The following is a 12,955-nucleotide window of genomic DNA, read 5'->3' on the forward strand; positions in this document are numbered from 1 at the left end:
CATAGGGTTATTGGGTGATGCCAGCCATCAGCAGTCCCAGCTTTGAACTGTCGGCCTTATCCCCTTCAACCTCTCCAATAATTTTACCTTTGTACATAACAATTATTCTGTCGCTTAGACCCATTATTTCACTAAGTTCACTTGAAACCAAAAGTATTGCTTTATTTTGTCTTCTAAGCTCAAGTATCTTATTGTGAATAAATTCAATGGAACCGATATCAACACCGCGGGTTGGCTGACTTGCAATCAAAACCTTGGGATTTGAATCAAATTCCCTTGCAATAATGACCTTTTGAGCATTTCCTCCGGAAAGCTGTGATACCGCGCCTTCAGGATCGGCTACCCTTATGTCGTATTTCTCCAGAAGAATATCCCTGTTTTTAGAAATATTCTTCTTATTCAAAATTCCATGTTTACAAAACTTTTCATCATCATGATAACCGGCAATCAGATTATCACTAAGGGACATTTCTTTGCAGAGCCCCTGGGCATAACGATCCTCGGGAATTATTCCCACTCCAGCTTTGCGAAGTTCATCGGGCCACTTGTTGGTTATATCCTCACCATAAAGCTGGACATTACCTTCCGTTGAAACCATAAGTCCGGATAATACTTTTACAAGCTCGCTCTGTCCGTTGCCTTCTACTCCGGCAATTCCAAGAATTTCGCCTTCCCTGATTTCAAAATTTATATTGTCCAAAACTTTTTTCCCGGAATTGTTTGTCGTAGACAAACCACTTACTTTATAAGCTACCTTGTTTTTATCAACAGACTTCTTTTCCCTTTGAACCTGAAGTGTAACTTCATGGCCCACCATCATCGTAGCAATCTCCTCGGGATTTGTCTGCTTTGTAGGTTTGCTTCCGACAACCTTGCCCCTTTTAATAACAATGACCTGGTCACTAACTTCCATAACCTCACGAAGCTTATGAGTTATAAGAATAATGGTTTTGCCTTGTTTCTTCAATTCTTTAAAGCTGACCAGCAGTTCATCAACTTCCTGCGGCGTAAGTACAGCTGTCGGTTCATCAAAAATCAGAATATCAACATTTCGATAGAGCATTTTTAAAATCTCTACCCGCTGCTTAGCTCCTATTGAAATGTCCTCAACTCGTACATCTGGGTCCAGTTCAAATTTGTAATCCTTAATCAGCTTTTCAATTTCTTCTCTCTCACGTTTTCTATCTATGAGCGGCCATTTAATTTTTAATCTGCCTTTAAAATCCGTAGTCCTATTTATCTCTGTACCAAGCAGTATATTTTCAAATATGGTCAGACTGGGCACCAGCTTAAAATGCTGATGCACCATACCTAACCCGCAATTTATCGCGTCAAGGGGGGTATTGAAGTTTACCTTTTTGCCTGATACATACAATTCTCCGGAGGTTGGCCGCTGTAAACCGTAAAACATGTTCATGAGAGTTGTTTTTCCTGCTCCGTTTTCTCCTACAATAGCAGTGATTTCGCCTTTCACGATGGAAAGACTTATATTGTCATTGGCAACAAAATCTCCATATTTTTTTGTTAAATTTACAGCTTCAATTGCGTTCATAGTTTCCGCCTTCATTCTCTTTATTTGGATTTAGTCATTGGGCATGGAGAGATGGGTTAACTTTGACTTGTCAAAAGATTCGCCGGCCTGGGCATTAGTTACCTTTATTTCACCACTGGCAATTTTACTGGCCACAGTTGAAAGTTCATTTTTTATCTCAGCCCATTTTTCTTTACCTGCATCAGTAATCTTTGATCCTATTGTACTTAAGTCAGTAATACCTGTTGCACCGGAAGCCAGATCATAGGTTAGTGTTTTTCCCTTCATCTGATCCAGTTCATTGTTCTTAAATTTCTCAACAATTTCATAAACAGGAACTTCTGTATTCTTCAATACACTTGTCAAAACGTAACCCGGCTGGTTATCGTCTTTGTTGGCATCAACTTCTATCGACAGCTTCTTTACTTCTTTTGCCTTTGAATCTACTCCGTCACCAACAGAACCTGCCACTGCATTAACTATATTGGCACCGTCCTGATAATAGGTGTTGGCTTTTGTGGCACCTGCCGCAGAATCGGAGAAGCCTGCATTGTAATCACTGTAATAAGTGTAATGAACGCCTAACTGTTCTGCCATATAGTTAATACCTTCAGCATATCCATAGCTAAATACTGTAATACCATTGGATTTTGAGCCACCAAGGAATCCTATTTTTCTCCCCGCATCTCCTTCAGTGAAATTATAATCCTGCTCATTAAAGAGAACTTTTGCATTTTCATTAACCAAAACACTTAGCACGCCTGCCATGAAAGATGCTTCATGCACATCAAAAAGTACTGATATAACATTATTATGGATTGTGGCACCATCTGCATTAACATTGGGATTGTCATTGAAGATTACGAAAGTAGTATCCGGATACTGCTCTGCAATTGGCTTGTTTCCGCCAACACCATTTATAAGAGCATCAAAATTGTATTCAAGACTGAATATCAACTTATATCCAGCTTCGGCGAGCTGAGTGAGACTGCCTGGAATATCTGTAGATTCTACAACTTTATAATCGATTCCCAATTTTTCCTTGGCTTTTTCAAGACCTTTTATAGCCGACTGGTTATAGCCCTTGTCATTAGCACCTGCTGCTGAAGTGATAAGAGCAACTCCCAAATTTTTCGATTTGTTTGAACATCCGGTAAACACAAGAGGTATAAGCATGATGACTATTGCAACGACTGCAATGGTTCTTACTAAATTGATTTTTTTCATCTCATCCACTCCTATTTTTTTAGACGACTGTTGTGTTGGTTGGGTAGTTTTAGCTGCAGCAATAAAACTACTGAATTTTATATTATATAATCAATTCCTATGCTTACGCATATATTAGAATTGATCTATAACCGTTATATAGCTTTTGATTTCATATGCTATTCTTTTTTATCCAATAAACCGATTTGTTTATTAAATTTTTATCTGACTTGATTAATGCAGAATTTCAGTTTATCTGTCCTGTAATAGGTTTTAAATTTTTCGATAGGTACCTCCTTGCCGTTAACTATACCTAAGGTAACAGCTCTGAACAGAAGAATCGGTTCACCCTCATCTATATTAAGAATTTCAGCCACTTCATCGGCTGCCAGCACAGCCTCAATTGTTCTTGTAGCTTTGGTAATACGTGTGCCATATTCATTTTCCAGCACATTATAAATGGATTCCACCCCAAAATCGAAATTTTCTATTCCAGGGAAAAGCTTGCACGGCAGATAGGTAGTTGTCAGGTTCAATGGCTCATTATCTGCAAAATAGACACGTTTTACTTTGAAGAGCTTATCTCCGCTACATAAATGCAATTGCCTCATGGAAGCCTGGTCAGCGGTAATTATTTCAGCCGACAGAAGACGTTTGGACGGTGTCATTCCCATCCTGATAATATCCTCGGTACAACTGGTAAGGGATACAAGATCCTGATTTAATTTATCATTTTTAACAAAAGTACCTTTGCCCTGTATACGGTAAACATACCCCTCTTTAACCAAATCATCTATGGCTTTCTTTGCTGTGATTCTGCTTACTCCAAACATATTCATAATCTCACGTTCGCTGGGTAGCATGCCGTCAGGGCCTATTTCTTCCTGATCAATCATTTCAAGTATTTTCTTTTTTACACTATAATATTTTGGGGTCATTCCAGAATCCAATTAATATCACTCCATTCAGTGAATTATATAGAAGTAAGTTAGTTTGATATTAATATGTCATTATATTAACATGTTATTATATTGATATGTTGATATGTCCACTTATAATATACTACAAACTTAACATAATGTCAATATTTTTTCATTGCCGCTTTTTCACCTTTAGCCTATCCTGTATAAATAAGCAATAGTGCATACTCAATCAAAATATGTTTACATAATAACATTTTTCATATCCTTATGATATTTTTATCACATAAACATTTTTGAGTAAAATAACTGAATTTTTTTAGAATGAATGCTTATTTAATGAATATTCAACCTCAAATGCAAATTCTCACCAAGTTTACTACAGATTAGCCTCCTGAATTCAGTAAATCCGAAAAAGGTTTTACAGAATAAAAGATAGGAATTTTCATAATCTTAAATAATATGACATAAAAAAATATCGGAAGGGATGCTATCTCTTCCTCATCCATTCCTTCCTTTAATCATCGCAATAAACTTATTCACTTGGTGATGTTTAACTTATATCGATTTTATCATATTATCAATAAATTTTTCTGCTTTTTGGATATCTTTTTCATCGGGATGTCCCTCGGAAAGCTTTCTAAAAAGCTCAAATATCATGTTCTTTTTGATTTCTGTAGTTGTATAATATCCTTTGCAAGCAAAGCTGCCTTTGCATATTGCACCTTTTGACCTTAAAATTTTAAGCAGTTTATTATTATAAAACCTTGCTCCAATCCCACTTGTAGAAAATACAAAAACATTTTTTCCCTTTAAGTCAAGTTTTTCAACACAATTAAGAAGTTTTGAGGATAGGCTTTCCCTGTAAACTCCAGATCCAAAGCCAATTAAATCATAATTGTCAATTTTAATCTCATTAGATTCCTTTAGATTAATTAAGTCTGCATTTATTTTTTTTGCAAATACATTAGCTATCTTTTCAGTATTGCTGTACATAGAGTAGTACACAATTAAAGCTTTCATAAGTCATATTCTCTCCTTATCCTTCATTTTCAATATTAGTTTATTCTCCGAAAACACCATTAAATACAACAATGGATCATTAAATTTTCCGCCAATACTATTTTAGTATTATACCACAATATCAAAAAGACTTTACTTTCAAATTTATCGTTTTTTCATTGTAGTTTCCGTAATTGTATGATATAATAGTAAAAAAAAGTAATTGTTTTTAACCAATTAATTGATTATTACAATGCCGTTAAGAGTGATTGCAAAAATATAGGCAATCACTTTTTTAACAAAACAGTTTTGCTGTTATATTGATTTTTATATAAGAGAAAAACAATAAAAATAAATAAAGATTCACTTAAGTCAAAAATCGGAATTTCCAAGTATTCAAAGCTCATCTTCATAAATCCTTACATACCAATCTACAAATCAATTTTCAAAGTATGCAATAATTAAAGCGTTATATTTACTAATCAAAAATTCAATTTTTTCAATAGTTAATCAATTGATTGCCTTATTATTTTTATGCTCAGGAGGTGAAGTATCAGTAAATTTATACTGATTAATCAAAAGGTCTGTTTTATAGGAACAGGACAATTTAAAATCAAAAACTTTATCGGGAGGAATTTTATGTCCAGAAAGATTTCAGTGCATATATCATTTTTGATTGCATTATCAATGATTTTGACTGCTTTCATTTCCATGTCAACAACGGTGAAAGCCAATGAAATTAAAGATATAGTTTACGGTGACTTAAATGGAGACGGGAATGCAGATTCTATCGATTATGCAACATTGAAAATGTATTTGGTGGGAATTATCCAGCTATCGGAAAAACAGCTTAAAGCCAGTGACTTAAATCTTGACGGTGATGTAAACTCCATTGACTTTGCACACTTCAAACGTTATTTATTAGGAATGATTAAAAGTTTACCCGTTGAACCTGTGGAAGCAACACCTACGCCTGTAATAACAACACCGACTCCTACCAGCATAATACCGACACCGACAAGTTTTGTAAAAGAAGGAGACATCGTTCTTGAGCCAAATGGTTCAATGACTTTGGAACAGGCAATCAAATCCATACAACCGGGAAATACCATATATCTTAAGTCAGGAACCTATAAATACTCAAAAACAATTGTAATAGCTGAAGGCAATAACGGTTATCCTGGAGCATACAAGAAAATAGCCTCCTACGGCAATGACAAGCCCATAATTGACTTTTCAGCAATGGCCGAAAACTCCTCCAATAGAGGAATTGTCCTGGCAGGCAATTACTGGCACATTAAAAATATTGCAATTCACGGTGCCGGAGACAACGGAATGCTGGTTGCAGGGCACAACAACATAATTGAAGCTTGCAATTTCATGTATAATCGTGATTCGGGACTTCAGTTGTCAAGATATAATTCTTCATATACCACAAAGGACAAATGGCCCAGCAACAACCTGATAGTAGATTGCTATTCTGCTGAAAATATGGACTCCCGTGCGGAAGATGCCGACGGTTTTGCTGCAAAGCTTACATGCGGCGAAGGCAATATTTTCAGGAACTGTAAAGCAGAATTCAACTGTGATGACGGCTGGGATTTGTATACAAAATCCGATACTGGAGCCATAGGCGTTGTAATTATGGAAAATTGTGAAGCAAGCAATAACGGTAAATATCGTTCAGGCAGGTTAACCGGCGGTGACGGCAACGGATTCAAATTAGGCGACGACACTGCCTCCGTTCCTCATATACTAAAAAACTGTACTGCCAATTATAACGTAAAGCATGGTTTCACCGGAAACGGCAACCCTGCAAGAATTGTTATGGAAAACTGCTCAGGTACAGGTAATGGCGGAAAGCTCTTTGACAGACTTAACAATGCCATTTTCAGATAGGATAAGAAGCTTAAATAACTTTAAAGGATAAAACTATAGGTGGCTGCATAAAAACATTGCAGCTTCCTATAGTTTTTTTATGTATTAATGTTATTACTTAACATAAAATGCTTGTTAACTATTTATATTTCTGATAGAATTATTTCAAAACAACTGGAAATATTAGGTTGGCAATTTTGTTTACGAGGAGGAATAATTATGAGAAAGTTGTTTAAACACAACAGGCAGTGTTTTTTTTCTATTTTAATTTTAATCTCCTTGGTAATTATGATTTTGCCATCGACTGCTGTAGCCTTTAAAGAGCAAGAAACTGCAAATTCAAAGTATGCTGTAGGAGATATAAATCAAGATGGTACTGTTAACTCTTTGGATTACGCTATGTTGAAGGGATACTTACTCGGTATGAAAGAATTTAGCGATATCGGTCAACGTATTTTGCAAGCAGATGTTAATGGAGATGGCTGTATAGATTCCTTAGACTTTGCATCTTTTAAACTGTTTCTTTTAAAAGGAATAGAATTTCCCAGTAATAGAAAGATAAATACATTTATAACAACGGTAGAAGACGAACCGTTAAATTTAGCAACATATTCGAGGATGTAAAAAATCTTGTGTATAAGAGATTGAATGTTCTCCTTCTTGGCAAGAATTTCTAATAAGAAAAGCTAAGGAGGAGAATTTTATGTCAACACTATCAAAAGAACATATAAAGCAATTAGTTCGGGAAAATAATTTCCAAAGCGTATCAGATGTAAATGCATATCTAAAAGACATTTTTAAAGATATTATTCAAGAACTGCTTGAGGCAGAACTTGAAGCAGAATTGGGTTATGCAAAAGATGATGTGGCAAATAAAAATACCGATAATAGCCGTAATGGTTATACACCAAAAAAAATAAAAAGTGAGTTTGGTGAAATTGATATACAAGTGCCTAGAGATCGTAAAGGAGAATTTCAACCTAAAATTATCCCAAAATATCAGCGTAATGTTTCCGGAATTGAGGAAAAAGTTATAGCTCTATATGCAAGGGGAATGTCTACAAGAGATATTAGTCAACAAATTGAAGAACTTTATGGATTCAGCCTGTCTCCGGAGATGGTTAGCAAGATTACTGACAGAATTGCTCCAGAAATAAAAGAATGGCAGCAAAGACCTCTTGAACCTATATATTCTTTTATATTTATGGACGCAATTCATTATAAGGTAAAGGATGAAGGAAGAATAACAAACCGGGCAGCTTACGTTGTTCTAGGAGTTACTATTGATGGATATAAAGATATCTTAGGGATATGGATTGGTGATAATGAATCGTCAAAATTTTGGCTTGGTGTACTGAATGACCTTAAAAATAGAGGAGTACAGGATGTTTTAATTTTTGTGTTGATGGACTTACCGGACTTAAGGAAGCCATAAATGCTGCATATCCAAAATCTGAAGTGCAGCGTTGCATAATACATCAGCTGAGAAAGTTCTTTTAAGTATGTGCCATACAAAGACCTAAAAGCATTTAGTAATGATTTCAAAGAAGTATATCATGCTATTAATGAAGAAATAGCATTAGAAAAACTTTATGAACTTAAAGAAAAGTGGGGAAAGGAATATCCTTTTGCAATACGTAGTTGGGAAAATAACTGGGATGTTATAAGTCCATTTTTCAAATTTCCAGAAGAAATACGAAAAATAATTTATACTACAAATATAATTGAAGGACTACATCGTCAGTTTCGTAAGGTCACAAAAACAAAAACAATATTTCCAACAGACAGTTCACTAGAAAAGATTTTATATTTAGCATCAATGAATGTAGTAAAAAAATGGACACAACGTTACAAAAACTGGGATAGAGTACTTAGCCAATTGGTAATCCAATATCCAGGTAGGCTGGAAGAGTATATTTAAAAGCATTCACCCCCACCGCCCTCAAGGGCTCATCCTCATCGCCGGATGGGCTAGACCTCACAAAATTAAAAATATAGGTTTAAAAGGCTAATACTGACCATTATAAATGATTATTGCCAGATTTAATCAAGTTTATGTATAAAACTTAATAAATCCGGCAATAATATACAATGGAAAGGCAATAAAAAACAATATTCTGTAAACCTTGTCAACTAAAATTTACTTGCTAAAGAAGGATTACATAAATTATGATACACAAAATTACTTACATTCCCACATATTCTCCATACGCCGAAATACAATTCTCAGTTATATTACGTGATGAAGCTGGAAATCCTCTGGCGGAAAAAACAGTTCACTGCAAGAATCCAAGTGAATTTTATAATATTGAAAACCCTACCAAAACCGATGAAAACGGCTGTGCAACATTTAGATTCCGACAACCTCATTTTGATCGGATACCATTTCGTATCTATGAGGTTGATATAGGTATATACTTTGATGGAGACGAAGAATATAATGGGTCTATATATATAGCCAAAGCAAAGATATCAAATAATGGAGGTCCCCAGAGAACACCTTCGCCAAGTGTACCGACCTCCACACCTGCACCGGATAATCAATGATGTTCTGGCTATTATAAAGGAGGCTGTTGCATTACAGATTAATCGTAATATAACGCCCCCTTTTTATTTCAAGTTAACATTATATGCTAAACCAAGATGAATCCATTATGCTTAGAATTTTTCCCTTTACTCAAAAAAACTCTGAATCTTAAGTCCGTAATAAAACCAATTATGTATGGCCGTAGCATTTTCGAAATACCAAAACCATAATTCACCAACTTAAATCAAGGTTATGCAACTAACTTTGTAAGAAATCCATTTCTAATTTATTTTTTAGAGAACTTGTAATTTCATTAATGCCCATAAATATCGCATCTCTTAAAACTTCTGAATAATTTTCGTATTTCCCCGATTTTAATATTATAGTATCAAAAATCTCTTTTATTTTTCCATCAATTATTATTGTAATTCCATCAACTTCTTGGCCGGTCTTATCATTTTGAAACTTTTCTATTAGCATTGTTAAGTATCTTCTCTTTCCAAATTTCATCTCTCCTCTACTTTTTTATTCTTAATTACTCTGTTTTAAAAGTTTAGAGCACTTACTTTATAAAACCATATCACTAGTTTCCCAGAATTTAATGATTTTTATATTTACTTAGTAAACTTAATTTAAAAGTATATTAATTGATTACTTATTAATACTTTCTATATTTTGGAAGCTAATTTTATGTTATTATAAACTACTTTGATTTAAATTCTCAATAGTTACTTTTTTATTTCCATTTTTAATCATTTCTTTTATAGTAATTTCGCCTTCTACATCGTCTTCAATTATAACTATACTTTTGTTAGCTAGGTCATATACCAGATACCTATCTTTTTCTATTTCTAGCAAACCATATCTTTCTTTGTCTAAAGCCCATAAATATTTATTATTCATTTTAATGAAGAACCTCCCTAATATTTCTCTATGATTAATCATCTTTATTTCCCGATAGGACCTTACACATTTAAATTATTTTGCTTTTTCCATGCTATATTTACAGCTAAATTATTATCATCTCATTTCTTGTTTCCACTATTAAAGTTCCTTACCATATACATTCATCCATAAAGCTTTGCAAATTTCTCAAGTCTAATTTCTTGATTCAGCAATAATCTTGTTCAATAGCTTCCCATCCTTTGCCGGTATTTCCCTAAATAGAACTTCGTTTTTGACACGACATTTTCAGATATTAGACAACTGCCTTATAAAAATTAATCACTTCCAAAATATTCAATTTGTTGAACAATCCAAAGCTTATCTTCAATATAAATAACAGCTAACGGATAATTATGTATAACAATCACATTACTATCATCACTTGGATAACAAAAATCAGTCCAGTATTTAAGAAAAATACCCCAAACAGTTTCAAATGAGCAGCTTTCACTCCAGAAAAAAGTTATTTTCGATTCCTCAGGTATTAAAATATTTTTCTGCAAAAAATTAACTGTTTGAGACTCTTTTTCTGGTTCTCCCCAATCGCAATCGTTATAGTGTAATTTACTTACACGGTAAGTTGTAAAATTAATTGCCCAAACATGATAAAAAAGAAGTGACTCAAATCAGAACCTCTGATAATGTTTTAAGTGACAAAACCAAAACATATTGGAGGGTCCGAAATGAGTCACCTTAATAATACCACTAAACGAAGAAGTTTTAAACACCTGGATGTGAGGGAACGGTATCAAATTGAAATATTATTGAAAGAAGGTAAGAAACCAAAGGAAATAGCCAAAGTAATGGGAAGGGACAGACGGACTATAGAACGGGAAATAGCTCGTGGCAGCGTGAGGTTGCTAAACAGCGATCTGACCTATTCAGTGAAGTACTGTGCAGACGTAGGACAACGAAGATATGAAGAGGCGTCATCAAATAAAGGAGCGGGTTTAAAGATCGGGCATGACCATGAACTAGCCAATTACATAGAGAAGAGGATAAAAGAGGACAAATATTCGCCGGACGCGGTGATAGGAGAGATAAAAGCCAAAGGGTTAAGGTTCAGAGCCATGATCTGCACAAAGACGCTATACAACTACATAGACAAAGGGATATTTGCTAATATAAGCAACAAAGACCTTCCGGTAAAGCGGAACAAGAAGAAGAGGAAATACCGAAGAGTAAGGATAGCATTAAAGAATTTGAGGGGGACAAGCATAGAAGAAAGGCCGGCACATATAGAAGAAAGAGGAGAATATGGGCATTGGGAGATGGATTGTATAGTTGGCAAAGGCGGAGAAAAGGGAGCAGCATTGTTGGTACTGACGGAACGGAGTACGAGGCAGGAGATAATACGTAAGATGCCGGATAAAAGCCAGGCATCGGTAAAGAAAGAGATAGACAAACTGGAAAGGAAGTATGGGGGGAATGTAAGTAATTTTGTGTATCATAATTTATGTAATCCTTCTTTAGCAAGTAAATTTTAGTTGACAAGGTTTACAGAATATTGTTTTTTATTGCCTTTCCATTGTATATTATTGCCGGATTTATTAAGTTTTATACATAAACTTGATTAAATCTGGCAATAATCATTTATAATGGTCAGTATTAGCCTTTTAAACCTATATTTTTAATTTTGTGAGGTCTAGCCCATCCGGCGATGAGGATGAGCCCTTGAGGGCGGTGGGGGTGAATGCTTTTAAATATACTCTTCCAGCCTACCTGGATATTGGATTACCAATTGGCTAAGTACTCTATCCCAGTTTTTGTAACGTTGTGTCCATTTTTTTACTACATTCATTGATGCTAAATATAAAATCTTTTCTAGTGAACTGTCTGTTGGAAATATTGTTTTTGTTTTTGTGACCTTACGAAACTGACGATGTAGTCCTTCAATTATATTTGTAGTATAAATTATTTTTCGTATTTCTTCTGGAAATTTGAAAAATGGACTTATAACATCCCAGTTATTTTCCCAACTACGTATTGCAAAAGGATATTCCTTTCCCCACTTTTCTTTAAGTTCATAAAGTTTTTCTAATGCTATTTCTTCATTAATAGCATGATATACTTCTTTGAAATCATTACTAAATGCTTTTAGGTCTTTGTATGGCACATACTTAAAAGAATTTCTCAGCTGATGTATTATGCAACGCTGCACTTCAGATTTTGGATATGCAGCATTTATGGCTTCCTTAAGTCCGGTAAGTCCATCAACACAAAAAATTAAAACATCCTGTACTCCTCTATTTTTAAGGTCATTCAGTACACCAAGCCAAAATTTTGACGATTCATTATCACCAATCCATATCCCTAAGATATCTTTATATCCATCAATAGTAACTCCTAGAACAACGTAAGCTGCCCGGTTTGTTATTCTTCCTTCATCCTTTACCTTATAATGAATTGCGTCCATAAATATAAAAGAATATATAGGTTCAAGAGGTCTTTGCTGCCATTCTTTTATTTCTGGAGCAATTCTGTCAGTAATCTTGCTAACCATCTCCGGAGACAGGCTGAATCCATAAAGTTCTTCAATTTGTTGACTAATATCTCTTGTAGACATTCCCCTTGCATATAGAGCTATAACTTTTTCCTCAATTCCGGAAACATTACGCTGATATTTTGGGATAATTTTAGGTTGAAATTCTCCTTTACGATCTCTAGGCACTTGTATATCAATTTCACCAAACTCACTTTTTATTTTTTTTGGTGTATAACCATTACGGCTATTATCGGTATTTTTATTTGCCACATCATCTTTTGCATAACCCAATTCTGCTTCAAGTTCTGCCTCAAGCAGTTCTTGAATAATATCTTTAAAAATGTCTTTTAGATATGCATTTACATCTGATACGCTTTGGAAATTATTTTCCCGAACTAATTGCTTTATATGTTCTTTTGATAGTGTTGACATAAAATTCTCCTCCTTAGCTTTTCTTATTA

General features: G+C 34.5%; 11 protein-coding genes and 2 pseudogenes. 5 read left to right on the forward strand and 8 right to left on the reverse strand.

The annotated features are described in order from the left end of the window. Positions 1-7: 7 nt before the first annotated feature. The 4 genes from CLOCL_RS12110 to CLOCL_RS12125 all read right to left on the reverse strand — a co-directional run bounded on the left by CLOCL_RS12110 (position 8) and on the right by CLOCL_RS12125 (position 4,680). Positions 8-1,552, reverse strand: coding sequence for an ABC transporter ATP-binding protein (locus CLOCL_RS12110; protein ID WP_014255627.1), 1,545 nt, complete (start codon positions 1,550-1,552; stop codon positions 8-10). Positions 1,553-1,582: 30 nt separating this feature from the next. Continuing rightward, entirely contained in the window at positions 1,583-2,758 is a 1,176-nt protein-coding gene (locus CLOCL_RS12115; protein WP_014255628.1) for a BMP family lipoprotein, read from the reverse strand. A 200-nt stretch (positions 2,759-2,958) separates the two neighbouring features. Continuing rightward, the gene (locus CLOCL_RS12120; RefSeq protein WP_014255629.1) at positions 2,959-3,675 is read right to left on the reverse strand and encodes a GntR family transcriptional regulator; all 717 of its coding nucleotides are present in this window, start codon (positions 3,673-3,675) and stop codon (positions 2,959-2,961) included. Positions 3,676-4,215: 540 nt separating this feature from the next. Beyond that, positions 4,216-4,680, reverse strand: coding sequence for a flavodoxin family protein (locus tag CLOCL_RS12125; RefSeq protein ID WP_014255630.1), 465 nt, complete (start codon positions 4,678-4,680; stop codon positions 4,216-4,218). Between the two features lie 618 nt (positions 4,681-5,298). Here CLOCL_RS12125 and CLOCL_RS12130 point away from each other — a divergent pair. The 4 genes and pseudogenes from CLOCL_RS12130 (at position 5,299) to CLOCL_RS22575 (ending at position 9,084) form a co-directional block, all read left to right on the forward strand. Beyond that, on the forward strand, positions 5,299-6,558 hold the full coding sequence (locus CLOCL_RS12130; protein WP_014255631.1) for a right-handed parallel beta-helix repeat-containing protein: 1,260 nt from the start codon (positions 5,299-5,301) through the stop codon (positions 6,556-6,558). A 198-nt stretch (positions 6,559-6,756) separates the two neighbouring features. Then, positions 6,757-7,161, forward strand: coding sequence for a dockerin type I repeat-containing protein (locus tag CLOCL_RS12135; RefSeq protein WP_014255632.1), 405 nt, complete (start codon positions 6,757-6,759; stop codon positions 7,159-7,161). A gap of 79 nt (positions 7,162-7,240) precedes the next feature. Continuing rightward, positions 7,241-8,458: pseudogene (locus tag CLOCL_RS12140) on the forward strand (IS256 family transposase). Between the two features lie 248 nt (positions 8,459-8,706). Further along, positions 8,707-9,084 carry a hypothetical protein gene (locus CLOCL_RS22575; RefSeq protein WP_027621368.1) on the forward strand — a complete coding sequence of 126 codons (378 nt, stop codon included), beginning with the start codon at positions 8,707-8,709 and terminating at the stop codon, positions 9,082-9,084. A gap of 238 nt (positions 9,085-9,322) precedes the next feature. Here CLOCL_RS22575 and CLOCL_RS12150 read toward each other — a convergent pair whose 3' ends face one another. From CLOCL_RS12150 to CLOCL_RS23810, 3 genes are all read right to left on the reverse strand, one after another. Continuing rightward, positions 9,323-9,574 (reverse strand): hypothetical protein, encoded by a 252-nt coding sequence (locus CLOCL_RS12150; protein WP_014255633.1) that lies wholly within the window; start codon positions 9,572-9,574, stop codon positions 9,323-9,325. A gap of 186 nt (positions 9,575-9,760) precedes the next feature. Continuing rightward, positions 9,761-9,967 (reverse strand): hypothetical protein, encoded by a 207-nt coding sequence (locus CLOCL_RS12155; RefSeq protein ID WP_014255634.1) that lies wholly within the window; start codon positions 9,965-9,967, stop codon positions 9,761-9,763. A 317-nt stretch (positions 9,968-10,284) separates the two neighbouring features. Further along, complete coding sequence (locus tag CLOCL_RS23810; protein ID WP_420805133.1) at positions 10,285-10,602, reverse strand: DUF2947 family protein; 318 nt, start codon at positions 10,600-10,602, stop codon at positions 10,285-10,287. Between the two features lie 90 nt (positions 10,603-10,692). On the opposite strand from CLOCL_RS23810, the pseudogene CLOCL_RS12165 reads away from it, so the two are divergent. Continuing rightward, positions 10,693-11,430, forward strand: a pseudogene (locus CLOCL_RS12165) (IS30 family transposase); the annotation flags it as partial. Positions 11,431-11,708: 278 nt separating this feature from the next. On the opposite strand, the gene CLOCL_RS12170 reads toward CLOCL_RS12165, so the two are convergent. After that, positions 11,709-12,926, reverse strand: a complete 1,218-nt coding sequence (locus CLOCL_RS12170; protein ID WP_014254046.1) for an IS256 family transposase — start codon at positions 12,924-12,926, stop codon at positions 11,709-11,711. Between the last annotated feature and the right edge of the window lie 29 nt (positions 12,927-12,955).

The organism is Acetivibrio clariflavus DSM 19732, assembly GCF_000237085.1.
GTDB classification, from domain to species: Bacteria; Bacillota; Clostridia; order Acetivibrionales; family Acetivibrionaceae; genus Acetivibrio; species Acetivibrio clariflavus.